The organism is Prevotella melaninogenica ATCC 25845 (genome assembly GCF_000144405.1).
GTDB lineage: Bacteria > Bacteroidota > Bacteroidia > Bacteroidales > Bacteroidaceae > Prevotella > Prevotella melaninogenica.
Genome location: NC_014371.1, coordinates 930,613 through 957,500, shown reverse-complemented (window position 1 = coordinate 957,500; position 26,888 = coordinate 930,613). Strand labels below are relative to the sequence as shown.

The following is a 26,888-nucleotide window of genomic DNA, read 5'->3' as shown; positions in this document are numbered from 1 at the left end:
TTTTCTCTTTACAGTTTGTTGAGCATTGCTTGCGTAAATCTGATAGCAGGTCCAACGATTGGACATCTTTTCAATGTCCCATTCAACGCTGTAATTAATCTCACCATTGCTTAGTTTATGAGTGAGGACAGTACTATGCCCACCCTTTAGCTTAGGAAATTCCAGGCGGTGCGTTGCTGTACGCAAATCTTTGAGATTTGAGTTTGTGTTATTGGTTATAGTTTCTGCAATTCCTGATTTATTAGAATTATCATCGTCCTTGCTACATGATGTGATTGTGCTAACTGTAAGGAGTGTTAAGCCCCACACAGTTGTGTATCGTATTATCTTATTCATTTTTTGTCTTTGGATGGTTGACTATGAAGTTTTAGCTTGTTTGAAACAGACGGGTTATGAGTAGACGTCTATTCTCTGCGTTATCCCCAATCTTTAGCTTCCTATGAAGCCTTATCCTTTATCTTATACAATCTGTAAACAGAGCAGTATTCGTTTCTGTTCTGTTGAAAGCAAAAGTGCGAGCAAACGTATATGCAACTACGTTTGTCCGCACTTTGTATGTAATAATGTCGAAGGGTATTATCGATTACTTCTTCAACTTACCGTAACGGCTCATGAAGCGGTCAACGCGACCTGCTGTATCGACAAGCTTACTCTTACCAGTGTAGAATGGGTGAGAGGTGCTTGAGATTTCGACTTTTACCACTGGGTAAGTTTCGCCTTCAAATTCTACTGTCTCTGAAGTTTTGCATGTAGACTTTGTAAGGAACATATCGCCGTTGGACATATCCTTAAATACGACGGGGCGATAGTTTTCTGGATGAATACCTTGTTTCATTTTATTGTTATCTAATTGTTAATAATATACTTGTTGTAGTCTTTCCTTTATCAAAAAGGGTTTAGACACTTTACAGGGTGCAAAATTACGAATAATTCTGTAGGTAGCCAAATATTTTAAGCTGTTTTTTAGGCTCATTCGTCATTTCGAGTGATACAACTAAAAATATCTACGTTATAAACTTTTGCTTCCCTTTAGGTCATTTCGTAACCCCAAAGTTTCCTTATACTTAGTAACTCCGTGTGTCATGAGCCTCCGCACCATTGGTGTTTACCATGCGCACCATTGGTGCGGGGCTTTTGCACGTAGATAAGATAAGGGAACTTTACTTAACTTCTACGTTCTTGATTTCCCATGTACCAGCTGCTGATGTTCCATCACAAGTGTAGAGGAAACCTATGCGGACATTGCTTTGACCAGCATAAGCAGAAAGATTACATGTTGAAGTAACAAACTTCCAATCTTTAGCAGGATATGTAGAAACAGGGACATCATGCCAAGTTGTTCCGTCAGTTGATACTTGAACCTTGAAGTTGTCAGCTGCTGTTGTGAAGAAGTTTGCTGCAACTTGGAAAGTTAAGGTTGCTGATGTCTTTCCAACAAGACTAAACGCTGGTGACTCTAAGCGACTTTGTGCTGCATAATTGGTATTATTCTTATATGATGATGCCTTCATATATTTTTTACTTGCATCATGCTTCCATACGAAAGAAAGGTCTGCTGGGAGTGTAATGTTATTGATAGTAAAGTTATCCATACCAGTCTCAAACTTAGCGGTAAGACCAGTAGCAGCAGGCTGAGGAGTAGAAGCACCGCTGATAGAGATAATCTTATTGTTCTTGTCAATCTCCATGATAACCTTGCCCTGCTTATTGGTGAAAGCCTTCAAGTTACCCTTAACAACTACCGTCTGACCAGCTTGAAGATCAGTCTTAGCAGCGAAGTCGGCACCATTGAGACCCTTACCAGAGAATACCTGGAGCGTCTTGTCTGTACCGTTATCAGAGATATAGTAAGTGATACTCTTATAGTTCTCGTTATAAGAAACGACCTCAGAGATAACACCCTTTACATAAGCCTCGCCCGTAGCAGTCTGGTTAGCCTGAATCTTTTGTACAGCTTCAGTAACAGTCCATGCAGTAGTCTCTGTATTCAAGTCAGCTGTTGGTGTTGGCTGAGCAGCCTTATTACCATTGAGAGAGTAGATATAGTTGCCCTGTGTGAACTCCTTCGTACCCTTGAAGTTTACAAGTTTACCATATACAACAACCTTATCGCCAGCGTTAAGTTTATCGCTTGCAGTGAACTTCTTATTACCAAGTGCATAGCCGCGATATACAGTCAACTGTCCGTTGGTTGTTCCATCGTCAGAGATAAGATAGGTAGCATTACCATAGTTGGCAGCATCAATCTCCTTGACACTAACGATTGTACCAGAAACATATACCTCCTTATCAAGGTTCTGACCAGCATCAATATACTTCAACGCTGCAGCAACGTTGAATGGGGCAGCCTCTGTACCAGTTCCAACAGTAGGAGTGGTAGGTGTGTTTGTGTTGTTATTGTTGTTCTCTTCAAATGTAACACTGTATGGAGCTGGAACATCCTCACAACTTGTGAAGACAGTTGTAGTCATAGCCAGCGCCATCATTGAATAAATAATCTTTTTCATATTCTGTATAGTTATTTGTCTTGTTAATTAATTGAGATAATCTTACTGTTACGACCAACCTGTGGGTTTGATGTTGCCTCGTAAAAATCCAAAGTTCCAAGGATAAGAACCTTCTTTCCTACACTAATCTGTGAAGGGTCAGTGAACTTATTACCATTCAAGTACAAGCCACGGAACACCTGCAACTGGTCAGTTGTTGTCCCATCATTAGACAGGTAGTAACGAGCATTACCATACTGAGTTGAAACCTCATCTATCTGTGAGATGATACCCTTGATATAGTAAGTGTTAGCATCCTTCTTGTTCAACTTTGCATAAGCCAAAGCACGTGTGATATCCAATGGGTTAGCCTGTGTACCATCACCCTTGCCAGGGAGTCCCTTGAATGGGTCAACCTTCTCAGCAGGCTTGATGTCATCAAGTGAGCGGATGATAATTTCCCACTGGTTGTTGAAACGTTTGAAGATACCAACGATGTCAACCTTACCAGTTGGAACCTTGCTATTAGCGAATTTAGCAAAGTTGCTATTGTAAACGATAACCTTTCTGCCGTCCTGCTCGTTTAGGGTCCAGCTAACGCTACCCGCACCGCCATTAGCATCAGCGAAAGTATCAGTAACCTTACTACTGTTGCTGCTCTTGAAACTTACGTTACGGATAATACCCAACTTGCCGCCATCAGTATCGAGGTCCCAAGTTGTTGCGTTGGTACCAGAAGCAAACTCAGTAGGTTCAACCTTATTACCAGAAGAGAGAATCTTATAGTGCTGATCCCAAACAGTACGGCTGATACGACCAATGGTTGTTGCACCAGCAGCATTCACAGAAGGAACACCAATCTGTGCCTGCTTGCCATAGTTGCCTACGTAAAGGTCCTTCAGACTTACCAAGACCTCCGTACCGATAGGTAGTGCACCATGCAAACCACCCTGAGCAACACTAACGATAATAGCACCTGTTGCGTCCTGTAAAGCTAACTCCTGATAGATGTTACCAGCAACGTCAGAACTTGTAACGATAGCCTTTATCTTGATATCGTCTGTAACCTTAGCGTAGCTGACGCCATCACGGTAATCCGTCGCAATATAGTTAGCAAACTTACTCTTCAGCTGAGCAATAGAAATGACATTTGTTTCGGTCAGTTCATTGTTGCCGTATGGTGCAGAACCTGTTTCAGCTGGCTCTGCATAGCTATCGCCCATACAAGATGCAAAGAGCACGCAGACAGCTGCCATCATTAAATATTTCAGTTTCTTCATAATCGTTTCCTGTATTTAGTTTTAGAATTTGTAAGCTACGTTCAACATACCATTGATACCATTCACGTAATACTTCTTAGGATTGCGGTAGAAGTCGTAAGCACGTGTTGTAGCAGCTCCAGTAGTCTTGTTGACAGTGTAGTTGCTGCGGCCCTGTTCATAACCACCACTTACAATCTTCTGGTTGTTCAGTAAGTTGGTAATCATCAAGTTGATAGACAAACTTCCATGGCGGAGATAAAGACTCTTACCGATAGAAGCATCGAGCATAAAGCCACCATGTCCCTCAGTTTGTGCGTAAGGAGTATAGTTGCCATTAGCATCCATACCGCCAAGCGCAGTACCCATTGTGCGGAGTGTGTTGCCATTACGGAGGCCTGGTGCGTAAGAGAGGTAGATACGATCATAGTAGTTACCGCTCAGGTCAATGAACCAACCACCCTTGTGGTAGCTGAGGATTGCGCTGTAAACACTCAGCGGAGTACTTGCCTCGCGCATCCCCTTATTGTAAACAACATCCTTGTTATAAGTGCTCTTAGTAGAGATCAAGTAGATAACATCAGCATTGTTAGCATTCTTAGCCTCGCTCCAAGTACCGAGAGCCTTGAAGTTAAGGAAGCTTGTGAGCTTAAAGTCAAGACCCAACTCAATACCATAGTAATTCTTCTTCATGTTTGTCATACTAACGTATGTGAAAGAGTTAGCATCATCAAAGTAGAAGTTCTGCCACTCGGTCACGTTTGTCATGTGGTTGTAGTAGCCACTGAGGTTAGCACGGAGCCAACTACCAGAGTACTGATAGCTAAGTTCGCTTGAGAAGATACGCTCATTGTGGAGGTTGAGAACGAAGTCATTGTTCATCTCTGGTGCTGAGAAAGCAGTGTTTGCACTTGGTGCACGATGCTCATAGCCCAAACCGAGAGAGAGTGCATTGCCACCACCAAGCGTAACGGTAGCATTAGACTTTACACCACCTGTAAGGAAGTTAGCATCCTTGCTCTTACCAGCAGAGTTGTCAGCAAACATACCATTGCGCATGTTACCTACGCGATACATGTTGTCATACCCAACTCTACCAGCTACCATATAGTGAAGTTTGCCGATAGTTTGTGCATAATTAGCCCAAAGTTTAGCACGGCGTACGTTGATATTATAGTCGTAACCGAATGTATCACCCTCATACACGAGCTTACCTAAACCCAAAGTACCGGTTGTGTTAAGGTCATACTGAACACGTGGGTCAGCTGCAGCGTAGGTTCCGAGGGCATAAGTATTGATATTATGGAAACTCTTTGCACCCAAGAGATCCTCCATTGTCTGATAGTGACGAGCTAAAGTCTGACCGAGTGAAAGCCCAGCATTAAACACCTTGTTCTTACCAAGATGGTTAGTAAGAGTAGAAGAAAGTGCAGTTGTCATTGCATCGTTGTGCTTAGCCTGCACGTAGTAAAGTGCATCCTCGCCGTTGGCTGCAGCCTGGCGGTTAGCATAGTAAAGTCGATCCCACTGAATCTGGCGGTTCTCCTTATTGCCCCACCAGTTGACAGCTGTCTGCCAATCAGAGAAAGTCTGTGCTGTACGATAGCGTGCATTGCTCTGATCCCACACGTCATAGTAGCTACTTGGAAGGTTCTTCCAGTAGTCAGGCTGTGGGTTTTCGCTGTTGTTATAGTTCAGCTTAGTGCTCTTATACATAGAATACTGAGCAAAAAGACTTGTTGTCAACTTCATCTTTTTATTGATATCCCAATCCCAAGTGAGGATAGCAGAAGGAGCGAAGTCGTTTACAACACGGCTATTGCGCTTGTGACCATTCTGATAACCCCAATATGGGTTGTACTGATAGTCGTTAGCAAGCCAGTAAGCCTCGTCAGTACTTGCGCCCTGTGTAGAACGCTCAGTTGGGTTACCCCATGTAGACAAAGCTAAAGAATGACCATTGTTCCACTTCTTCTGAACACCGAAGTAGTAAGACAATGAGTTATAGAAAGTACCCTCAACGTAACCACGGTTAGCCCAACGATAAGCAACGCTGGCAGCAATAGCCCAGCCCTTAGCGTTGAATCCACTTGCATAGTTGTACATACCACGGAGGGTATAGTTACGGTTAGCAGCAGAAAGCGTGAGACGATGTCCGCCAGCCATTGAACCAGCACGGAAGTCGTAGTTGTTACTTCCAGCCAAAGCTGTCATTGAGAAGTTATTGTTCTCAAAAGGAAGTGCATAGTCAACGTTACGTGTCTGCTGGTTTATACCACCTACCATAGAGTAGCGGAACTGTCCGCTTTCCATATCGTTCATAGGTGCACCATTGATATAAACATCGTTATATTTCTGGTTCAGAGCACGGTAACGGAACCGCATGGGCGAATACAAGAAACCCACTTGTGAAGCATAGACGTTACTGTTTGAGTTGAGAATCGTTACATTTTCGTTCATGTCATTGTTCTCACCTAACTGCGCTTCAGTGAAGGTGAACGCCGATTCATCCATAGCGTTGGCCGTTTGCGCCTGTTGGTTCGTCTTTGTATCGGTATTCTGTGCGACCACAATAGACGAACTGCATAGTGCTAAAACGGCAAGTTTCAGCTTTTTCTGCATAGTTGATTACATTAAATAGGTGTTATACTATAGACTGCAAAGTAACGAAATAAATTTGGAAATAGAAAGTCTTTTTGATGAATTTTTCGAGAATTATGCGTAAATGTCGGATTATTTACCGATATTTGCAAACTAAACGTGACTGTGTCCAGGATTCAGTTATAGGCTTTGTGTGTCTATACTTAAAAGTCGAGTGCATATCAGCTTATGCTTTTATTTTCGTATTATTGCTGATTCCCAGGGTACTATAAGTCTTTGTTTAGACGCTCTGATAAAAACAACAACATAAAAAATAATGAGAAAGTTACTATTAGTTCTTTTCTGTGCCGTTCTTTTCGGTACGTCAGCTTCAGCCCAGAAGAAGTTTTCTGTTTATGCTATAGGCTTCTATAATGTAGAAAATTTGTTTGATACAACACATGATGAAGGGAAAAACGACCACGATTTCACGCCGACTGGTAGTTATCAGTGGAACGAAATGAAGTATAGTCATAAGTTGCATAATATGGCATCGGTATTGGCAGAGATGGGTACAGATGTACTTCCGAATATTGGTTGTGCGGCTATAGGATTAGCAGAGGTTGAGAACGACCATGTAATGGACGACCTCACATCCCAGCCAGAGTTGGCGAAACGTGGCTATAAGTATGTACATATCGAAGGACCCGATCATCGTGGCATCGACTGTGCCTTGATTTATAATCCAAAACTCTTTACCGTAAGAAATACAAAGTTGGTACCTTATGTTTATGATTTACCAAAGGACAGCACTCGTGCTACACGTGGCTTCCTTACTGTAAGTGGTACATTGGCAGGAGAACACGTGACTATTGTTGTGTGCCATTTGCCAAGTCGTGGTGCAGGTTCTTACTATCGTGAGTTGGGTGGTAAGCAGGTAAAGGCGTTGAAGGACTCACTTCTTCGTGAAGACCCAAAGGTGAAGGTGCTTGTAATGGGTGACATGAATGACGACCCAACCAATAAGAGTATGTATGAGTGTCTGTCAGCAAAGGGCGAAATCAACGAGGTTGGTGCAGATGATATGTACAATCCTTGGTATAATGTCCTTGTAAAGGAAGGAACAGGAACTTTGCAGTATCAGGGCAAATGGAATCTCTTTGACCAGATTATCATGACTCCTAACTTGCTGAATAAAGACGGTAAGAAAGACTTCTCAGAGTTGAAGTTCTGGAAGAACCAAATCTTCCGTCGTGATTATCTCTTCCAAGAGTCAGGTAAGTATAAGGGTAATACCAAGCGAACCACTGCTGGTGGTGTGTGGCTCGATGGTTATTCAGACCACTTACCAGTTGTAGCTTACTTTGCTAAGCAGCAGTAAAGATTATTAGGCTTATTAGGCTAATTAGTCCAATAAGCCTTATTGAGAATAATAAAACAATGGAAATAGAAACCCATCCTTTTGAACCGTGGCTCCCATCCAATGCCAAATTGTTGCTGTTAGGAACCTTCCCACCAGCACCAAAACGTTGGTGTATGGAATGGTATTACCCTAATTACACGAATGATATGTGGCGAATCTTTGGTCATATCTTCTTCGGTGATAAGCAGTATTTTGTGGATGAAGAAAAGAAGACCTATAAGCTTGATTTGCTCAAGTCCTTCTTAAAAGAAAAGGGCATAGCTATCTTCGATACTGCCTTGCGTATCTATCGTACAACAGGTACGGCGTCTGATAAAGACTTAGAAATCATTGAGCATGCTGACCTTGATGGCATGCTTCGTTCATTGCCAGAGTGTAAGGCTGTGTTGGCAGCAGGGCAATTAGCAACAACGGTCTTTACAGAGCATTATGGTATTGATGCACGTAAGATGAAGATGGGAGATCGCAAGGAGTTTAGCTTTGAGGACCGGACATTATACCTTTATCGTGAGCCAAGTAGTAGTCGTGCTTATCCGATGAAGGTCGAGAAAAAGGCAGAGTATTACGAAAAGATGTTTAGGGATTTAGGGATATTAGGCAAATAAGCCTAATTGGGTCAATAAGCCCAATAATAAGAATAATAAAATCAACCAATATGAAGGATAAAATAACTATCATAGGAATAGCAGGTGGTACTGGTTCAGGAAAGACCACTGTAGTGAAGAAAATTGTAGAGAGTCTTCCTCCTCATTATGTGGCTGTTGTGCCGTTGGATTCTTATTATAATGACACGACAGAACTTACCGATGAAGAGCGCAAGGCAATCAATTTCGACCATCCAGACGCCTTTGATTGGAAGCTACTCATTAAGCAGGTGAATGAGTTGCGTGAGGGAAAAGCTGTTGAACAGCCAACCTATAGTTATATTCTCAGTAATCGTTTACCAGAGACTATTCATGTAGAGCCAAAGCCTGTAATCATCGTTGAGGGTATTATGGCATTGAGCAACAAGCGTCTGCGTGATATGATGGATCTCAAGATTTTTGTTGATTGTGATTCTGATGAGCGCCTTATCCGTAATATTCAGCGTGATACGATAGACCGTGGTCGTACGGTTTCAATGGTTGTAGACCGCTATTTAGAAGTATTGAAGCCAATGCATGAACAGTTCATCGAGCCTACTAAGCGTTATGCTGATGTGATTATCCCACAGGGAGGTGAGAATGTAAAGGGTATCAACATCCTCTGTAAGTATATCGAAGGCTTAATACCAGCGGATTAAGAATATGTAAAGACAGGCGATTGCCTGTCTTTTTTTATTGAGGATATTAGACTTATTGGTCCAATTAGGCTAATAAGCCTAATAATAAAAGCTTCATCCGATATGTAAAGTTATAAAGTTTACTTCTGAAAGTGGATCTTCTGTATGAGAGATGAAACGCTCTTATTAACGTGCGGAGCCTCCGCACATATGGTGCGGAAGGTAAACACCAATGGTGCGAGTGGCTGATAGTAATCGATTGGGCGGTTTATAACCTTATTAAATCCAAATAGGAAACAATACCATAGTAAGGACTATATATAAGCTTAACTTAGAGAGTTGGGTTAAAATGTTAGGTGTCATCTCTCCTTGAACCTTTTGATTTCTATATAAAGATTGAATAGTTTTGAACGCTATATCACGACACTCTTTACAAGAAAGTTTACTTGAAACAAGTTTTGCTGTCATTGCTATCATCCAATGTGTTCTCCTAACTTGTTATTTTACAGTTAGATAACTTGAAATGTTAAAATGACAGCAACATAATATAAAACTATTCTTGTAAGATTTGTAATAGTTTTCTCTCGTATATAAGATTGATTCTTCTCACTTCATAGATCAGAATATCTAATAAAAAAGCGACAGCATCAAGGGATAACCTTTAATGCTGTCGCTTTTATGTTGGAATCTTTTGTTTTATCTGATTCTGTCAGCTGCTCTTACCAAGGCTTCATCGGCAAGGATAGAGTGGCGTGCAAGCCACAAGAGGATGAAAGCTACGAGTGGAAGACAGGCCGCAAACTTTATGTGGAAGTCGAAGCCAGTCATCAATACTTGGCTGAACACACCATAAACCACATACCAACCAATAATCATTAACATGGAGAACGTACAGAAACGAGCCTGACGCTTGCGGTTATGATAGTCGAAGATGGCGAAGAGGTTGATAGGACAAGTTACTAAAAGAATAGCAAACAACGCCCATACGTTAAAGTCCTTACCACCGTTAGCATCGCTTATCCAGAGATTCATTAACATGCTCTCTGCACCCATACCCTTTGGTTCAAAGCCACCTACAGGTAGACAGAGGCACGCAATGGTAGTAAGCAATGCAAGAAACAGGAATACAGTTTGTTTCCTCTGTATCATAATTTAATCTTCTTCCTCGTTCAGAGCATCCTTAGAAGGATCGCGCCAATAAACGTCACCATCGATGAACTCCTGAGTAGCTAACAAAGTTGGCTTAGGTAGTTTCTCGTAGTAACGGCTAATCTCAATCTGCTCACGGTTCTCAAATACCTCGTCAAGAGAATCGTTATAAGAAGCAAACTCAGCAAGTTTCTTACTCAAGTCCTGCTTAATTTCAACCGAGATTTGGTTTGCTCTCTTTGCTATGATAGCAACACTCTCATAGATGTTACCAGTATCTTTCCAAAGTTCCTGAACATCTCGGGTTACCGTATTTGACGGTGCTTTTGACTTCTTGTAATCCATTCTAATTGTCTATATTTTATAAGTCTATTATTCTTTAATCTTTTGTAATTTGCTTACACTTCTTGATGTAATCCTCAGCTGTTTTGCGTTCCTTTGACTCTGGGTACTCGTTGATAAATCCGTAGCACTCGTCTTCTGCATCCTGGAAACGTTGTACCTTCTTCTCCTCAACACTCATTTGAGCAAGTTCAAACTTACTCTTCATAACAAGGATGGCGAAGTTCTCGCGTAAGTCGCTATAAGGATAATCGTTCAAAGCATTCTGTGCGGTGATGATACAAGCCTCATAGTTATTACCACCACTGGTGCAGTTACCAAAGTAAGAGCCAAGGTTATAATATAACTTTGCATTGAGATACTCCTTGCGGACAAGCTTATCCTGCAATGCAAAGAGGCGTTGCTGAGCAGTTTCTTTCATCTTGCCATTTGGGAAGATGTCCAAATACTCTTGGAAAGCTGCGATGGCTGCGACGGTAGGAGTCTGGTCAAGACGTGGCTCAGGGGTTCCTTCAAAGAGACTCTGTCCAATGTAGAAGGATGCCATTTCAGCATACTGACCACGTGGGTAAGTCTGGTAATACTTCTTGAATGTCTCTGAAGCAGCTTGATAATCCTTCAAGCAATACTCCGCCATAGCGAGCATATAGAGACATTCCTGTGCGTTATCAGTACCTTTCTCGATTGTCACAAGGTCTTGCAAAAGGGGCACAGCAAAGCCATACTTTCCCTTTGCAAAGCATTCCTTTGCAAATTCGTATTTATAATCGTTGTTAGTTGTCTTGTAGACTTGATTATATTCGTGTGCGCAACTTGTCAATAGCAAAACAGCGCAAATGCCAATGAGAATTCTTTTCTTCATAATTTGACTTTGAACTGCAAAGTTACATATTATTCTATAAATACGCAAAGGAGGTTCGCTTTTTTAGCAAAAAATCACTATTAATTATGTACTATCAGCGCTTTTTTGTATCTTTGCAATCAAAGATTGATTCACTTGACGTATAGAAAATGAACTTCAAATTAACATCGAAATATAAACCGACGGGCGACCAGCCGGAGGCAATCAGAGAACTTACAGACGGATTAGAGCGTGGTGATAAGAGTCAGGTGCTCTTGGGTGTGACGGGTTCGGGTAAGACGTTTACAGTTGCGAACGTGATTGCGAATGTCAATAAACCCACACTTATCTTGTCGCATAACAAGACTTTGGCTGCACAGCTTTATGAGGAGATGAAGGCTTTCTTTCCCGATAACGCTGTGGAGTATTATGTCTCTTATTATGATTATTATCAGCCAGAGGCGTATATGCCTGTGACGGATACCTATATTGAGAAAGATCTTGCGATTAATGACGAGATTGATAAGTTGCGTTTGTCGGCTGTATCTTCTTTGTTATCAGGTCGTAAGGATGTTATCGTTGTGTCTTCCGTTTCGTGTATCTACGGTATGGGAGCGCCAATAGCCATGAAGGGAAATGTCATTTCTATCAAGAAGGGTCAAGTCATTGATCGTAATGATTTTTTAAGACGCTTGGTCGATGCGCTTTATATGCGTAATGACATCGAACTACAGCGTGGAAACTTCCGTGTGAAGGGTGATACGGTGGATATTGCAATGGCTTATAACGACAATGTCCTGCGTATTACGTGGTGGGATGATGAGATAGATTCTATCGAAGAGGTGGATGCTGTCGATTTCCATCGCCTTGCTACCTTCGATGCTTATGAAATTTACCCAGCCAATCTCTTTGTTACGTCTAAGGAACAGACCGAAGGAGCCATTCGTCAGATACAAGATGACTTGGTGAAGCAAGTTGATTTCTTCACTGAGATAGGGGATAACATTAAGGCACAACGTATCAAGGAACGTGTGGAGTATGACATAGAGATGATTAAGGAACTCGGTCATTGCTCTGGTATTGAGAACTATTCACGCTATTTTGATGGTAGAGAGGCGGGAATGCGTCCTTACTGTTTGTTAGACTTTTTCCCAGAAGATTACTTGATGGTGATTGATGAGAGCCATGTGAGTGTACCGCAGATTTCAGCGATGTATGGTGGCGACCGAGCCCGAAAAAAGAATCTTGTGGAATATGGTTTCCGACTTCCTGCAGCCTTTGACAACCGTCCGCTTCGCTTCGAGGAATTTCATGATTTGATTCATCAGATTATCTATGTGTCGGCTACCCCAGCTGATTTTGAGTTGGCTGAATCGGAAGGTGTTGTCGTTGAACAAGTTATCCGTCCTACTGGTTTGCTCGACCCAGAGATAGAGGTGCGCCCATCAGAGAATCAGATTGACGACTTGATGAACGAAATCGTTATCCGTGCAGAGAAGGAAGAGCGTGTTTTGGTGACGACACTGACCAAACGAATGGCAGAGGAGTTGACCGAATACCTGCTGAATCACGATATCCGTACGGCTTATATCCATAGTGATGTTGCCAGTTTGGACCGTATTAAGATTATCAACGACCTCCGTGCGGGTATCTATGATGTTCTTGTGGGTGTCAATCTCTTGCGTGAGGGATTGGACTTGCCAGAGGTTTCATTGGTAGCTATCCTTGATGCTGATAAAGAAGGTTTCCTCCGCAGTCATAGAAGTTTGACACAGACGGCAGGACGTGCGGCTCGTAACGTGAATGGAAAGGTGATTATGTATGCCGATAACATCACAGAGAGTATGCAGAAGACCATCGATGAGACAATGCGAAGACGTACGAAGCAGTTGAAATACAACGAGGAAAATAATATTACTCCGACACAGATTGTCAAAGCAATTAAGGGTACACTGCCAGTGGGTGGTGAATCGAATCTCACCGCAGAGACAGCTTCTATCGGTAGGAATGTCGGACAGGCATACGTTGAACCAAATAATGGTGTTCTCTTTGCTGCTGACCCAATTGTTGCGAAGATGAGTAAAGCACAGTTGGAGAAGAGTATTGCTAATACAACTATCCTCATGAAGCAGGCAGCAAAAGACCTCGACTTCCTACAGGCAGCGCAGTATCGTGATGAGATAATACGTTTGCAGAAGGAGTTGGAAGGGAAATAGGCAAGACAACAAAGCCAATCATCCAGCCCAACGAAACCAAGCTAACGAAACCAACCAGCCCCTCCCCCGACCCCTCCCCCAAAGGGAGGGGAGTAAAATGCGAGATACCCCAGATGTAAAATGTAAAAAGAGGGGTAAGAGAAGGGCGAAAAAATGTTTGTTTAGTTCGTTTGGGTCATGGTGAAAAAGTTGCTACGAGGTTTTGAAAAACTATTACAATATTTTAGGTAAAGAATTTCTGATATAGATGAAAAATATGAATAAAAAGTAGGTTTGCAATCGGCAGTAAATCAGTAGGTTATAAAATAGCTTTTCAAAAGGTGCTTAATTGGACTTCAAAAGGGCGTTAGTAAGGGTCTTAAAGGGCACCTTTTGCAAGCCAATTGGGCGTCTTTAAGAAGCCAAAAGAGCATGTTTAAGAAAGTGGAATATGAAAATATAGGACAAATTATACCACTGTAAACATTCGTTCTTTTGTTACTTTGTCTTTGCATTACCCTGTTTTGTTCTTTTGTTACTTTGTCTTTGTAATACCTTGTCTTCCGTTTCATCTGTTACTTTGTATTTATAATACCTTGTCTTCCATTACCCTGTCTCAATAAAAAAAGATAAAAACTTGCTGAAAGGTTCGATAAAGCAAACAATAATTTGTATCTTTGCTTGTTAAATTGTCATTAGATAAAAGTTTGAACATATGAAGAAATTTTTGATATTCTTGTTTATGTGCCTTCCAATGATGGCTGCGGCACAGACTACGCTGACTCCAGAACAGAAGTTGGAACAGGCACAACGCCAGTTAGAAGAGGCTAAGGCTGCCTTGGAACAGGCGAAGGCAAACGCTGCAAAAGCGAAGGCTGAGGCTGAAGCAAGAGCCAAGAAGGAAGCTGAGGATAAGGCGAAAGCAAAGGATATAGAAAAGAAGATTGCTGATATGAAGGCTGAGGCTGAACGATTGTCACGTGAGGCGGAGGCACTCAGTGAGGCTGCTAATAAAGCTCAGACGACTACAGTAGCACCAGCAACAAAGGCTGCGGCAACCACTACAAAGGCTGTTAGCAACGCTTCATCAGATGCGTGGGTTGTTCCAACAACGCCAGCTACTGCTGCTGCACGTGCAAATAAGAACGTGAGTACAGACACTAAAGCAAACAAAGACCTTTATCTTCAGAAGGGTATCATACCAGAGGTGAACGGTCAGGTGGTATGGACTGAAACATTCAATGTACCCGGAGCAACTGCTGACGAACTCTATGACAAGGCGTTTGCTTATCTTACAGAACTTACGCAGGGCGACAATCAGTTGAGTGGTAGTAAGGTTGCCTTGGTGAATAAGGGTGAGCATAGTATTGTGGCAACGATACGTGAGAAGTTGATTTTCTCATCTTCGTTCCTCTCATTAGACTATACGCAGTTTAACTATGTGCTTCAAGCAACTTGTCGTGATGGTCAGGCAACATTGACAATGAATCGTTTGACTTATCGTTATGATGTTCAAGGCAATGTTTCTGACCTATCGGCAGAGCAGTGGATTACCGATAAGTATGCTGTCAATAAGAAGCAGACTCGTCTCTTGCCTGTATCTGGTAAGTTCCGTCGTGCTACTGTTGACCGTAAGAATAGTATCTTTGAAGGCTTCGCGCAGGCATTGAAGTAAGACAAAGAAGGGATATACTTTTGGGTGTGTCAGTGGTGATGGGTTGGGATAACGCCTTTATGTACGTTTGGTCTTTGCCTATTCTAATGCGCTGAATAAAGCGTTAAAGCAAAGCTACTGGCAAACACTTTTAATACAATAAAGAAAAGAAAATGGAACTACAGAATAGTACGGCACGTCGTCCAGAACGTCGTCGTCATAAACGTGAGACAGAAGATAGGTTTCTTCCTATCCGCCAATGGCTTAACATCATCTTTATGTTAGGTGCGCTTGTTGGTGTGATTGTCTATTTCTTAACTGATAACACTACGACTGGTACAATTATTATTCTTGTTTCGATGGTCTTTAAGATGGTCGAAAGCGTACTCCGTTTTATTCGTTAAATGAAGAAACTTACTATCTTATTTTCCCTTTTTGTGTTAGTGGCTAATGCTGCTATGGCACAGACAGACGGCACCACTCCGTATGATGATGGTACATTCACGGCTGATGGTTATAGAAACAATCGTAACATAGGACGTTCGGATTCTATACAAAGTGAGCATAAGGAGATACCACGTGGCTTGAAGGTGTGGACGATTGATGAACGTTTCGGTGACCGCAAAGCTGCTGTTCCCGATACGCTGTCGTATATGTATATGAATTCTAACCTCACTTACGGCAAGCGAGGGGAGTATAACACCTTAGGAAACTTGGGTTCTCCACGTCAGAATCGTATCTTTATTGATCGTCCTGCCACGTCAGAATTCTTCTTCCTCGACCCGTATGATATGTTTATCGTACAGCCAAACAACTTCCAGTTTACCTCAACCCTTTCGCCAATCACGGTTCTCTCTTATAATACCGCTGGTAACAGAAACAACGGAGAAGACCGATTTAAGGCAATCTTTGCGGTGAATGCGGGTAAGGAGTGGGGTTTTGGCTTTAAGTTTGATTACCTTTATGGACGTGGATATTATAGCAGTCAGAGTGCTTCTCACTTTAACTATTCAATGTGGGGAAGCTATTTAGGCGAACGCTATCAGGCACATCTGCTTCTTTCTCTGAATCATCAGAAGGTTACAGAGAATGGTGGTATTGCCAATGATGCCTATATCACACATCCAGAGTCATTCCGTGATAGTTATAGTGAAGAAGAGATTCCAACCATTTTGAAGCAGAATTGGAATAGAAATGATAATCAACATGTGTTCTTCAATCACCGTTATAGCCTCGGTTTCTTCCGTAAAGTGCCGATGACGGAAGAGGAGATTAAGGCAAAGCAGTTTGCTCTTAAATCTCAGAAAGCACAAGAAGCACAACAGGATAAAGAGAAGGCTCGTCGCCGTGCAAAGGCAAAGGGCGAGAAGTTTGATGAGGAAGCTTACGATAAGGAGAAGCGTTCTGCGGGCCGTCCAGATGATGCTGTCATTGCTGGAGATGCGTCACAAGTGAAGACAACAGCGGACAATGCGAATGGCAATGAGCGTATGACGGTTAATTTGGAGGACTCTACTCAGATGGCAAACCTCAAGAAACAGGATGCTTTGGCTAAGGATTCTACTCAGAAATGGATGAAGGACGAGTATGTTCCTGTGACGAGTTTCATTCATACAGTGCGTTTCGATAATTACCGTCGTATCTATCAAGCATACGAAACTCCGACTGATTTCTATGCGCAGAACTACTTTAACTATGGTACTGCAGCCAATGATTCGATTTATGATACGACAAAGCACTGGTCATTGAAGAATACCTTTGCTGTTGCTTTGCTTGAGGGATTCAACAAATGGGCGAAGGCTGGGCTGAAAGCTTTCCTTTCCTATGAGTTGCGCCATTATGTTCTTCCTTCAATGATAACGCCAAGTGCGAGTACTGTTGCCTTCTATAATGGTGACAAGACATGGAACCAACATGACATTTCTGTCGGTGGTCAGCTGTTGAAAACACTCGGTAAGACTTTCCATTATGATGTTAGTGCTGAGGCTTGGTTGGCTGGAAGTAGGGCAGGGCAGGTTCATGTTGATGGTCATGCTGACCTCGGTTTCCCTCTTTTGGGTGACACAGTTCAACTCGCAGCAACAGCTTTCTTCCACCGTTCTGCTCCATCTTTCTTTATGGGTCAGTACTATGGTAAGCATTATATGTGGGACAATAACCTCAATCAAGAGATACATTCTCGCATCTTGGGTGAGTTCTCTTTGAAGAAGACACGCACCAAGTTGCGTGTTGGTTATGATGTTCTTAAGAACTATACCTACTTTGGTATACAAAACGACCGCATCCAAAGCGGTGATAACTACCTTGTACAGCACAACAACTTGAATGTTCATCAGTCCAGCAGTCCTATCAACTTGCTGACTTTACAGCTACAACAAGACTTCCGTTTGGGTATCTTCAACTGGCAAAATGTACTGACATTCCAGAAATCAAGTAAGGCAGAAATACTCCCAGTACCAACATTTAACGCATATAGTAATCTGTTTATACGATTCAAGATAGCACGTGTGTTGGATGTTGACCTTGGTGTTGACGGTCGTTACTTCACAAGTTATTATGCGCCAGAGTACATACCTGGAATCGGTGCTTTTGGTATACAGGAGACCGATGCGAGCCGTACAAAGATTGGTAACTATCCACATTTGAATGCTTATGCTAACTTCCAGTTACAGCATACTCGCTTCTATGTGATGTTTACGCATGTAAACAGTGCTGATGGGGGTAAGTATTTCTATACGCCTCACTACCCATTGAACCAGCGTGTATTGCAGTTTGGTATCAGCTGGAACTTCTTTAACTAATCGTTTAGACATTCGAATACGTGATTTCAGAGAATGACAAGATAAAGACCAACAGTCTTTCTGCATGGGTACTTGCTGCGCGTCCGAAGACGCTCACAGGTGCAATGGTACCTGTAATGATAGGAACTGGTTGGGCTTGGAAGCTAAGTGGCGGGGAGAACTTTCGGGTTATCCCTGCCATTCTTTGTTTTCTCTTTGCCTTTCTGATGCAGATAGACTCCAACTTCATCAATGACTACTTCGATTGTTTGAAAGGTAATGATGATCGTGCCACTCGTTTAGGTCCGAAGCGGGCTTGTTCTGAGGGCTGGATAACTCTTCCTGCCATGCGCATAGGACTTGTTATCACTTCGTTGTTAGCTTCTCTTGTTGGTATTCCCCTCATCTTCTTTGGTGGTTGGGAAATGATACTCGTTGGTGCAGCTTGTGTTCTCTTTGCCTTCCTCTACACCACATTCTTTTCTTATCTTGGCTTAGGCGACGTCTTGGTGCTGGTCTTCTTTGGTATTGTACCAGTCGTTTTCACTACCTATGTCATCCTTCCTGACCATTCTCAAGCCCTGTGCTTTGAGGTTATTATGTCGGGTGTCATTTGCGGTTTGGTGATAGATACCCTGCTTGTTGTCAACAACTACCGTGATAGAGAGAATGATAAACGTGATGGAAAGATAACCCTCATTGTGAGAATAGGTGAGGAAAAGGCTGAAAAACTCTATTTAGCTTTGGGGCTTATGGCATTTATTCAGTTATCTTTCCTTCTCTCTTTAGAAGATAGGCATAATTTTCTTACATTTATTCTCTTGGTCATCATCTTTGCACCTTATAATATCTTGCATTACAAGACAGCCATGCTGATGAAGAAGATAAAGAAAGGTAAGGACCTAAATATCATCTTGGCGCAAACTGCTCGGAACATGCTAATCTATGGTATAGCAACCACGATTGCATTAGTTGGTTTATAAAACCGCTTTTAATTTCTCTCACCTAATCCCTCACTTCATCATCACCCAACATCCAACACCCCTCACCCAATCCCTATGTCCCAACCCAACCTCGAACTAATGAACTTTGTGGAGCGACAGATACTCCCACGCTATAATGACTTTGGAAAGAGCCATGGACTCGGACACGTGCAGCGTGTCATTAAGAGTTCACTTGCTTTGGCAGCCGTAACGGGTGCCGATGTGAATATGGTATATGTCATTGCCGCCTATCACGACCTTGGTATGGCAGGACCACGAGCCATTCATCATATCACCAGTGGTAAGATTCTCATTGCCGATGCACGACTTCGAAAATGGTTCTCAGCCGAGCAGTTGAAGATTATGAAGGAGGCTGTCGAAGACCATCGGGCAAGTAGTTCACGTGTACCACGCAGCATTTATGGTAAGATTGTTGCTGAGGCTGACCGTGACCTTGAGCCAGAAGTCGTCTTCTCACGTGCCATTCTCTATGGTATTGAGAACTATCCAGAGAAGAATGATGAACAGATGTGGCAGCGTTTCCGCGACCACATGAAAGAGAAATATGGTCGTTCTGGCTATCTGAAACTATGGATTCCAGGCTCACCGAATGCAAAGAATCTTGAAACAATCCGTAAGACGATTGACAGTGAGGCGGAGCTAAGAAAGGTGTTTGACCGCATCTATCAGCAGATACGTGAACAAGACGAAAAGAACTAACAAAATACAACTGAAATGACGAAAGAAGAATTAATGCGGAGAGCTATCGAACTCTCTGCCGACAGTGTACGAAATGGGGGCGGTCCATTTGGTGCAGTCATTGCCCGTAACGGCGAAATTATTGCCGAAGGAAGCAATGGTGTGACCATTTACAACGACCCAACAGCGCATGCAGAAGTCTCTACAATCCGCAAAGCGTGTCAGAAATTGAACACCTTTGACCTCAGCGGTTGCGAAATCTATACCTCTTGCGAACCCTGTCCTATGTGCTTTGGCGCTATCTATTGGGCTCACCTCGATAAGATCTACTATGCCAACGACCGCAAAGATGCTGCCGACATTGGTTTTGATGACGATTTCATCTATCAGGAGATAGCCGTGCAACCGCAATATCGCAAGAAGCCATCAGAAATCCTTTTGCGCAATGAAGCGTTAGAAGTCTTTAAGCAATGGACAGCAAAGACGGATAAAACAGAATATTGATATCCTCTAACGATAAGTCAATGTAAGCATACTGCTGTTTATATTGACCTTTTTGTTTATGAAATACTTACTACGAATAAACTTTTAGGTGATGAAGAGAAGAGTATTAAAGACGAGGAATATAATACTTTTTATCACAGTGTTCCTTTCAACGTTGATGATAGAATTCATCTTAGTATTCCTACAAGGCTGTTCTGATGGCGTAGGTCTTGCTTTCGATATAGATAAACAAGCTTTCGTTGTGGAGCAAGGTTGTGTCTGTGGTGGCTGCTTATACTTTAGCGGTGAAGATGCATCAGATGAGTTCTCTGTCATTTATAATAAGAATGTACACGCCTTTTGGTATGATAGTTACAATCCATCTGTCCTTGAAATCAACAACCTTCCCACTTGTTGTAATGTTGTTTTACGTGGAGATACCTTGTTTCTTCGTCGGCTTCCCTTACGACCAAACACCTCCTATGAAGTTTACCGTATGTCAGGTTGCCGCGGGACTTCTCCCCTTACTATCAAGACAGGCAGACAGGGTAGGGTAGTTATTGCAGAAAGATGATTACAATAAAATAATATTGATAGGTCAATAATTCTCACAAACCTTTGTCATTCGTATTTAATAGTATATGATTAAGCCTTGCTCATAGTCTTTTCTATTGATGTGTTGATGCTCCGCACATGTGGTGCGGATGCTTCGCACGTTTGGTGTTGATACTTTGCACCAATGGTGCGGAGTACCAAATCCCTTGTAATATATTCTCTGTCTGAAAACAACTTATGCCTAATATAATGCTACAAAAGCACACCTGCGTTTCTAAAATATAATGGAGTACAGAGCCTTAAATGCTTAATAATTGTTAAGCATACCCCTTTTATTTGATGTAATTATATATCTTTACAACCCTAAACAATTACTAACCCAGCTGCAAGCAAGAATAAACCTAAACGCACAACAAGTAAAAGAATAGTTTGAACGTTGTTGCAGTCGACTAAATAGAAGCAGGGTTACGCCTGAAAAGGCATACTACTATGTGTGTGACATGGCGCAGAGATGGCGATATGAACGCACATAATGGCGAATAGCCAACCTAAAATGAAGCTATAGATAACTGAAAACAATTTACCTAAATTTATACAAATGAACATTTATCTACATCGAACTATGAAAGCGATGGGCAGGCTTTTGCTCATCATGCTGTTGCTTGTCCCACTGTGTGTGGATGCGCAAACGTTAACAACAATCACAGGTTCTGTAAAAGACAGCCAAGGTGAACCGCTCGTCGGGGCAACTGTTATGCAGAAAGGAACGTCAAACGGAGCGATTACCGACCTCGACGGACAGTTCTCTATACAGGTGCCAACTGGCGTTACGCTGGTTTTCCGTTACGTAGGTTTTGACGAGTCAGAGTTGAAGGCAGTTGCTAATATGGCTGTAACACTGAAAAGTAATGTCAAAGCCATTGACGAAGTGGTGGTTGTTGGTTATGGATTACAAAAGAAAGCCAACCTCACTGGCTCCGTTTCTCAAGTGAAGATGAGCGACGTTTTGGGTGATAGACCTGTGGTGAATGCTGCAGCTGCACTGCAAGGAGCTATGCCTGGACTTACTATTGGTGGTGGATCAGGACCCGGTTATTCCAAGTCTTTGAACGTGCGTGGTACGCTTTCCATCAATGGTGGTGGTCCGTTAGTCTTGATTGATAACGTAGAAGGCGACCTGAGTACGCTGAACCCTGAAGACATAGAGAGTGTAACGGTATTGAAAGATGCTGCCAGCTCGGCTATTTATGGTGCGCGTGCAGCAGGCGGTGTGATATTGGTAACACTGAAACATCCGAAGAACGATGCTCGTTTCACAGCTAACTACAACTTTAGTTTAGGATGGGAACAGTCGCTCAACCATTTGGAGCAGGCTTCTTTGATGCAGTATTTGGATGCTTATCTTGAGGCTGGTTATTCTAATTCTTACTGGGCTGGTAATGGTGATGTAAGCAAGTGGCGCGACTATTTGCAGAAGTATCAGACTGATCCTTCATCTGTTGCAACCGTTGGTGATGGTATCTTCAAGGATACTGATGGCCGTGTTTACTGGTTGTCAGAGAAGAATTTGGCTAAGAACATCCTTACAACAGGTTCAATTACCAACCATAATCTGACCATCTCTGGCGGAACTGACAAGATACGCTACCGTGTTTCAGGAAGTTTGAGCCGTGAGAATGGACCATTGGTTACAGATAAAGATATGTTTAGACGTAAGACAATCAGCGGCTTTGTCTCAGCTGATTTGCAGAAATGGTTTACGCAAGAGGCAACCCTTACCTATACTAATTCAGTGCGACAGTCGCCTGAGAACGTTGGTAACATGAGTGGTTTCTATTCAACTCGTTTGATTAACTATTACCCAGAAGGACTCATTCCGGGTGATATCCTTGGTATTTCAGATGATTTACCATCGCAGACACCTCTTAATATGTTGACCAATGCACCTTCTGCCTTTAGTGAGCAGTCTGTGCCACGCATCTCTTTGCGCTCTATCTTCAAGCTGTTGCCGGGTTGGACTGTTACTGGTGAGTACACCTATAACCGCACTGATGAGCACTATCAGTTTTATTCTAACAGATTTAGATTTGCTGATGTGCAGTTGGCTGCTAAGTATTCAACCGAGAAAGGTCAGGACTTCTATCGTATGTATGATGCTACAACAAAGTATAATGCGTTGAATATCTTTACTAATTACGACCATTCTTGGGGTGCACATTCATTCAAAGCGATGGCTGGTTTCAACCAAGAAAAGTCGTTCTATCGCTATTTCTATGGTAATGTACTTGCTCAGGCAGTTCCTACCGTACCATCATTTGCAGGCGGAACAGGTGAGAAGACCATTGATGATAAGTACTCTGAGTATTCTATCCGTAGTGGTTTTGCACGTCTGAACTATTCTTTCATGGACCGCTATTTACTTGAATTAAACGGTCGTTATGACGGTTCTTCTAAGTTCCCTAAGAGTCATCGCTTCGGCTTCTTCCCATCAGTGAGTGTGGGATGGCGTTTAGGTCAGGAGTCGTTTATGAACTGGTCACGCAGCTGGTTGGACGACTTTAAGGTGCGTGCATCCTACGGTTCGGTTGGTAATCAGCGTATCAGTCCTTATCAGTTCTCACCTGTAATGAGCCTACATAGCAATGGTACTTACATCTTGGATGCTGAAGGAAAGACCACTTACATCACTTCTCCGGGCTTGGTAAGTCGCAACTTCACTTGGGAGAAGGTTACTACGCTTAATATTGGCTTCGATCTCTATGCCTTTAAGAATCGCCTTACCGCTACATTCGACTGGTTCGACCGTCGTACAACGGGTATGTTGGCAGCTGGAATAGAGATTCCTAAGGTTGTAGGTACAGCCGCTCCGCTGCAGAACGTGGCAGACATGAAGAACAGAGGATGGGAACTTAACGTCACATGGCGCGATAAGATTGGTGACTTCGGCTATCATGTAGGTTTCAACATCTATGATAGTCAGGCAGAAATCACGAAGTTTAATAACGAGTCTCGCCTGCTTTCAGACTATTATGTAGGAAGAAAAATCGGTGAAATATGGGGTTATGAGACGGATGGATACTACACCATCAACGACTTCAATGTAGATGATGCAAAGCATAAGACTTGGACTTTGAAAGAAGGTGTAGTAAAAATCAATGGTTATAATCCACAACCTGGTGACGTGAAGTTCAAAGACTTGCGTGTTGATGGTGTAATCAATGCAGGCGATAATACCGTAGATAACCCTGGTGACCGTAAGATAATTGGTAATGACGCAGCACGTTATCAGTTCGGTATTAGCCTCGGTGCTTCTTATAAGGGATGGAGTTTAGAAGTTCTTTTGCAAGGTGTTGGCAAGCGAGACTACTGGCTTGGCGGTCCAGCAATGTTCCCATTCGGTGGCGCAGGAGCAGGCGATGCAGTGTTCCAAGCACTCTATGCGAACCAAACCGACTATTGGAGAGCTAAGAGTTACGACCCATCAAGCAGCGATTATATGGTTCCTGTAAATCCAGATAGTAAGCTGTTCCGTATTTATGATCAAGGTAACAATGTGGGTTCTAACACTCGTGTAAGCGACAAGTATCTGCAGAATGCAGCCTATATGCGTATAAAGAATATCACACTTGCCTATACGTTGCCTAAAGAATGGGTAAGAAGAGCTTTCATACAAGATGCTAAGTTCTATCTAAGTATCGAAAATCTCGCTACATTCAGCAGTCTGCCAAAGGGCTATGACCCAGAAGGTACAGCGCCTTCTTCAACTGCTAACGCTCTAAGCAACGGCATTTCATGGGGCTATCCATATTACCGCACTATCTCTTTAGGTGCAAGTATCACATTCTAATCATAATAAGTACTTATGAAAAAGATATTAACAGCTATCTGTGTTGCAGCAACAACGCTAACGGCATGCAATGATAATTTTCTTGAGAAATACCCTTTGACCGACCTCACCGAGGAGAATGCGTTTAAGGAATACGATAACTTCAAGGCGTTTATGAACCCTTGTTATGAGATGTTTACGAACACCACGATTCATACCAGCATCAACAACAGCTATATGAATGCGCAATTCTATGGCGATTGGTATGGTGGATTGGTAACCCATCGTGATAATGCTCGCAACCCATATGCCTATCAAACCATCACGGCAACAGCTGATGGTGGAGGTTGGGACTTCTCTTATATCCGTCGAGTGAACATTATGTTGAGTCATCTCAATGACGGTGCGCTCACAGAGGCACAAGCTGCTCATTGGCGTTCGGTGGCTTATTTCTTCTCAGCTTACTGGTATATGGAACTCATCGACCGCTTTGGTGATGTGCCTTGGGTGAACAAAGTGCTTGACGAGAGTTCGCCAGAAAGCTACGGACCACGTACCCCGCGTGCCGAAGTGGCAGATAGTATCGTGGCGCGTTTGGAGTATGCTGCGGCAAACATTGGCAACTTTAACGATGGTGATAACACGGTGAATGCAAATGTTGTTAAGGCAGCTTTGTCACGTTTCTTGCTCCGCGAAGGTACATGGGCGAAGTATCATGGACTCAACGAGCCTTATGAAACCTATCTACGGAAGTGTCTAACGGTTTCGCAGGAACTGATGGATGCTTATCCAACCCTTTATAAGGGCGAGGATAAGCAAAACCAACCTGCTACTGGATATGGTGAGATGTGGACCACAGAGAGCCTAAAGGGTAAGCCGGGAGTTATCTTCTATAAGGAGTTTGTTAACAATGTTTTGATGAATCGTTATAACGACTTTGAACACATTGCTGCCAACTCTGCCGATGTACCTCAGTACACGGTGGATATGTTCTTGATGAAGAATGGTTTGCCTATTGGCAATACAGCGTCAGGCTATCAAGGTGGTAAGGGCAAAGATATGTGGGGTACCTTCGCTGATCGTGACCCTCGTCTTTACCAGAATATCCAGCCTCCTTACGTTGTTGCGCCTCATAAAGGGGCGGTTGATAACGTGAATACCTTCAAGAGTTGGAAGTTCTTGAAAGCGGGTGATAACAACCAAGGACACGTCGTTACAGCTGATGAGGCTGCCAAGTATCGTTACTACATCGACTATATGGGTGCTAACGAGAAGTGTTTGCGTGGTGGTTCTTACGGCGGTGAGGGTATGAAGAGATGTCCTGGACAGAACTGGGGTGCTGCGCTTACACCAGTGAGCCCTAACCTCACGACCGACTCTCGTGTACCATACATGCGTTGTCGTACGGGTTACTACTTCTGGAAGAACTATGATATGTGGGAGTTCTCAACCGGTTCTTCGGCTTTCTGTACAGCTGATAAACCAATCTTTAAGATTGAAGAGGTGTTGTTGAACTATGCTGAGGCTGCATGGGAATTGCAGCAGTTCGACCAAGCTGTGGCAGATAAGACTATCAACAAGCTGCGCGATCGTGCTGGTGTTGCACATATGACAGTGGCTGACATCAACGACAGTTTCGACCCTAATCGTGACAAGGGCAATGCTCCTTGGTGGACTGGTAAGGGCGGAAAGTTCGGCAACTACAATGTAAACCCAGTCTTGTGGGAGATTCGCCGCGAGCGTCAGATTGAGTTGTTCGGTGAGGGCTTTGCCTTCTATGACATTCGTCGTTGGGCAAAGGCTGCCTATTATGTCAATCGTCAGCCTTGTGGTTTGTGGACAACAGCTACTGACAATATCTATGCACCAAAGGCTAATGCCTACTCAGGTCAGTTTGTAGACTACGAGGAAATCATGAGAAGTGGTAGGGCTTCTGCTGAGAACAACAGTGCTGGAAGTGGCTGGATCTATACCTACGAGAGTCCACTTGCACATGGTGGATGGTTAGATACTTACTACTTAAGCATGGTTCCTACCAGTCAGCGTGCGCTCAACAAGCAGCTAACGCAAAACCCAGGTTATAAAGAACTCTTCGGTTTGAGCGACTAATCCGCTCATACCTCCTCATATTAAACATTCCCACACTAACTTTTCCACTCTCATTTTTTGACCGAGTAAAAGACTATGAGGTGATGGGAAGCCGAGGAATGATACGAAAAGAGGGATGCACAAGTTGATGTGTATCCCTCTTTAATCTCCTCTATTTTGTAAATAAACTTCAAAGGATGAAAATCAAAAGACGCTCTTTTGGCTTTCAATTAACGCCCAATTGGCTTCTAAAAGATGCCCTTTTGCAATGCAAGTAACGCCCT

General features: G+C 42.9%; 21 protein-coding genes (1 of these 21 running past the window's edge). 13 read left to right on the top strand and 8 right to left on the bottom strand.

The annotated features are described in order from the left end of the window. The 5 genes from HMPREF0659_RS10775 to HMPREF0659_RS10755 form a co-directional block, all read right to left on the bottom strand. Positions 1-336, bottom strand: the 5' portion of a protein-coding gene (locus tag HMPREF0659_RS10775; protein ID WP_013265920.1) for a DNA/RNA non-specific endonuclease. It extends 594 nt beyond the left edge of the window; the window shows 336 of its 930 coding nt (coding positions 1-336); it begins with the start codon at positions 334-336; its stop codon lies off the left edge, out of view. Positions 337-583: 247 nt separating this feature from the next. Then, entirely contained in the window at positions 584-835 is a 252-nt protein-coding gene (locus HMPREF0659_RS10770; protein WP_004361523.1) for a type B 50S ribosomal protein L31, read from the bottom strand. A gap of 325 nt (positions 836-1,160) precedes the next feature. Next, positions 1,161-2,507, bottom strand: a complete 1,347-nt coding sequence (locus tag HMPREF0659_RS10765) for a choice-of-anchor J domain-containing protein (RefSeq protein ID WP_044046108.1) — start codon at positions 2,505-2,507, stop codon at positions 1,161-1,163. A 23-nt stretch (positions 2,508-2,530) separates the two neighbouring features. Beyond that, a complete protein-coding gene (locus HMPREF0659_RS10760; RefSeq protein ID WP_013265635.1) occupies positions 2,531-3,766 on the bottom strand; it encodes a DUF5689 domain-containing protein in 1,236 nt (411 codons plus the stop codon). Between the two features lie 21 nt (positions 3,767-3,787). Then, positions 3,788-6,367, bottom strand: coding sequence for a porin family protein (locus tag HMPREF0659_RS10755; protein ID WP_044046107.1), 2,580 nt, complete (start codon positions 6,365-6,367; stop codon positions 3,788-3,790). Positions 6,368-6,662: 295 nt separating this feature from the next. On the opposite strand from HMPREF0659_RS10755, the gene HMPREF0659_RS10750 reads away from it, so the two are divergent. The 3 genes from HMPREF0659_RS10750 to udk are packed head-to-tail and all read left to right on the top strand — an operon-like array spanning position 6,663 to position 9,030. Further along, the gene (locus tag HMPREF0659_RS10750) at positions 6,663-7,706 is read left to right on the top strand and encodes an endonuclease/exonuclease/phosphatase family protein (RefSeq protein WP_013265838.1); all 1,044 of its coding nucleotides are present in this window, start codon (positions 6,663-6,665) and stop codon (positions 7,704-7,706) included. 59 nt (positions 7,707-7,765) lie between these two features. Beyond that, complete coding sequence (locus HMPREF0659_RS10745; RefSeq protein ID WP_013265806.1) at positions 7,766-8,353, top strand: uracil-DNA glycosylase family protein; 588 nt, start codon at positions 7,766-7,768, stop codon at positions 8,351-8,353. A 50-nt stretch (positions 8,354-8,403) separates the two neighbouring features. Further along, positions 8,404-9,030: a uridine kinase gene (gene udk, locus HMPREF0659_RS10740; RefSeq protein WP_013265493.1), complete on the top strand. Its 627-nt coding sequence runs from the start codon at positions 8,404-8,406 to the stop codon at positions 9,028-9,030. 675 nt (positions 9,031-9,705) lie between these two features. Here udk and HMPREF0659_RS10730 read toward each other — a convergent pair. Genes HMPREF0659_RS10730 through HMPREF0659_RS10720 form a run of 3 tightly spaced genes read right to left on the bottom strand, consistent with a single transcriptional unit; the run spans position 9,706 to position 11,362 of the window. Next, positions 9,706-10,158: a DUF4293 domain-containing protein gene (locus tag HMPREF0659_RS10730; RefSeq protein WP_013265140.1), complete on the bottom strand. Its 453-nt coding sequence runs from the start codon at positions 10,156-10,158 to the stop codon at positions 9,706-9,708. Between the two features lie 3 nt (positions 10,159-10,161). Further along, the gene (locus HMPREF0659_RS10725) at positions 10,162-10,503 is read right to left on the bottom strand and encodes a DNA-directed RNA polymerase subunit omega (RefSeq protein WP_013265878.1); all 342 of its coding nucleotides are present in this window, start codon (positions 10,501-10,503) and stop codon (positions 10,162-10,164) included. A gap of 34 nt (positions 10,504-10,537) precedes the next feature. After that, positions 10,538-11,362, bottom strand: a complete 825-nt coding sequence (locus HMPREF0659_RS10720) for an outer membrane protein assembly factor BamD (protein WP_013265044.1) — start codon at positions 11,360-11,362, stop codon at positions 10,538-10,540. A gap of 149 nt (positions 11,363-11,511) precedes the next feature. Between HMPREF0659_RS10720 and uvrB the strand changes: the two genes are divergently transcribed. The 10 genes from uvrB to HMPREF0659_RS10670 all read left to right on the top strand — a co-directional run bounded on the left by uvrB (position 11,512) and on the right by HMPREF0659_RS10670 (position 26,625). After that, entirely contained in the window at positions 11,512-13,557 is a 2,046-nt protein-coding gene (gene uvrB / locus HMPREF0659_RS10715) for an excinuclease ABC subunit UvrB (RefSeq protein WP_013265188.1), read from the top strand. A gap of 694 nt (positions 13,558-14,251) precedes the next feature. Continuing rightward, positions 14,252-15,211 carry a DUF4468 domain-containing protein gene (locus HMPREF0659_RS10710; RefSeq protein WP_013265270.1) on the top strand — a complete coding sequence of 320 codons (960 nt, stop codon included), beginning with the start codon at positions 14,252-14,254 and terminating at the stop codon, positions 15,209-15,211. Positions 15,212-15,363: 152 nt separating this feature from the next. After that, positions 15,364-15,594 (top strand): hypothetical protein, encoded by a 231-nt coding sequence (locus HMPREF0659_RS10705; RefSeq protein WP_004361511.1) that lies wholly within the window; start codon positions 15,364-15,366, stop codon positions 15,592-15,594. After that, a complete protein-coding gene (locus HMPREF0659_RS10700) occupies positions 15,595-17,991 on the top strand; it encodes a putative porin (protein WP_013265443.1) in 2,397 nt (798 codons plus the stop codon). Between the two features lie 20 nt (positions 17,992-18,011). After that, positions 18,012-18,953, top strand: coding sequence for a 1,4-dihydroxy-2-naphthoate octaprenyltransferase (gene menA / locus HMPREF0659_RS10695; RefSeq protein WP_013265705.1), 942 nt, complete (start codon positions 18,012-18,014; stop codon positions 18,951-18,953). 75 nt (positions 18,954-19,028) lie between these two features. Continuing rightward, positions 19,029-19,673, top strand: coding sequence for an HD domain-containing protein (locus tag HMPREF0659_RS10690; RefSeq protein ID WP_044046105.1), 645 nt, complete (start codon positions 19,029-19,031; stop codon positions 19,671-19,673). Between the two features lie 15 nt (positions 19,674-19,688). After that, a complete protein-coding gene (locus tag HMPREF0659_RS10685) occupies positions 19,689-20,156 on the top strand; it encodes a nucleoside deaminase (protein ID WP_013265623.1) in 468 nt (155 codons plus the stop codon). 91 nt (positions 20,157-20,247) lie between these two features. Beyond that, entirely contained in the window at positions 20,248-20,709 is a 462-nt protein-coding gene (locus tag HMPREF0659_RS10680) for a hypothetical protein (RefSeq protein ID WP_013265484.1), read from the top strand. A gap of 579 nt (positions 20,710-21,288) precedes the next feature. Then, complete coding sequence (locus HMPREF0659_RS10675) at positions 21,289-24,537, top strand: SusC/RagA family TonB-linked outer membrane protein (RefSeq protein ID WP_044046104.1); 3,249 nt, start codon at positions 21,289-21,291, stop codon at positions 24,535-24,537. A gap of 15 nt (positions 24,538-24,552) precedes the next feature. Next, a complete protein-coding gene (locus HMPREF0659_RS10670) occupies positions 24,553-26,625 on the top strand; it encodes a RagB/SusD family nutrient uptake outer membrane protein (RefSeq protein ID WP_013265753.1) in 2,073 nt (690 codons plus the stop codon). Positions 26,626-26,888 lie beyond the last annotated feature (263 nt).

Coding starts and splice junctions, on each gene's coding strand:
- HMPREF0659_RS10690 (WP_044046105.1), top strand. CDS start 19,029: ATGTCCCAACCCAACCTCGAACTAATGAACTTTGTGGAGCGACAGATA.
- HMPREF0659_RS10765 (WP_044046108.1), bottom strand. CDS start 2,507: ATGAAAAAGATTATTTATTCAATGATGGCGCTGGCTATGACTACAACT.
- HMPREF0659_RS10710 (WP_013265270.1), top strand. CDS start 14,252: ATGAAGAAATTTTTGATATTCTTGTTTATGTGCCTTCCAATGATGGCT.
- HMPREF0659_RS10770 (WP_004361523.1), bottom strand. CDS start 835: ATGAAACAAGGTATTCATCCAGAAAACTATCGCCCCGTCGTATTTAAG.
- HMPREF0659_RS10680 (WP_013265484.1), top strand. CDS start 20,248: ATGAAGAGAAGAGTATTAAAGACGAGGAATATAATACTTTTTATCACA.
- HMPREF0659_RS10725 (WP_013265878.1), bottom strand. CDS start 10,503: ATGGATTACAAGAAGTCAAAAGCACCGTCAAATACGGTAACCCGAGAT.
- HMPREF0659_RS10750 (WP_013265838.1), top strand. CDS start 6,663: ATGAGAAAGTTACTATTAGTTCTTTTCTGTGCCGTTCTTTTCGGTACG.
- udk (WP_013265493.1), top strand. CDS start 8,404: ATGAAGGATAAAATAACTATCATAGGAATAGCAGGTGGTACTGGTTCA.
- HMPREF0659_RS10670 (WP_013265753.1), top strand. CDS start 24,553: ATGAAAAAGATATTAACAGCTATCTGTGTTGCAGCAACAACGCTAACG.
- HMPREF0659_RS10675 (WP_044046104.1), top strand. CDS start 21,289: ATGAACATTTATCTACATCGAACTATGAAAGCGATGGGCAGGCTTTTG.
- HMPREF0659_RS10720 (WP_013265044.1), bottom strand. CDS start 11,362: ATGAAGAAAAGAATTCTCATTGGCATTTGCGCTGTTTTGCTATTGACA.
- HMPREF0659_RS10705 (WP_004361511.1), top strand. CDS start 15,364: ATGGAACTACAGAATAGTACGGCACGTCGTCCAGAACGTCGTCGTCAT.
- HMPREF0659_RS10685 (WP_013265623.1), top strand. CDS start 19,689: ATGACGAAAGAAGAATTAATGCGGAGAGCTATCGAACTCTCTGCCGAC.
- HMPREF0659_RS10700 (WP_013265443.1), top strand. CDS start 15,595: ATGAAGAAACTTACTATCTTATTTTCCCTTTTTGTGTTAGTGGCTAAT.
- HMPREF0659_RS10755 (WP_044046107.1), bottom strand. CDS start 6,367: ATGCAGAAAAAGCTGAAACTTGCCGTTTTAGCACTATGCAGTTCGTCT.
- HMPREF0659_RS10730 (WP_013265140.1), bottom strand. CDS start 10,158: ATGATACAGAGGAAACAAACTGTATTCCTGTTTCTTGCATTGCTTACT.
- HMPREF0659_RS10760 (WP_013265635.1), bottom strand. CDS start 3,766: ATGAAGAAACTGAAATATTTAATGATGGCAGCTGTCTGCGTGCTCTTT.
- HMPREF0659_RS10745 (WP_013265806.1), top strand. CDS start 7,766: ATGGAAATAGAAACCCATCCTTTTGAACCGTGGCTCCCATCCAATGCC.
- uvrB (WP_013265188.1), top strand. CDS start 11,512: ATGAACTTCAAATTAACATCGAAATATAAACCGACGGGCGACCAGCCG.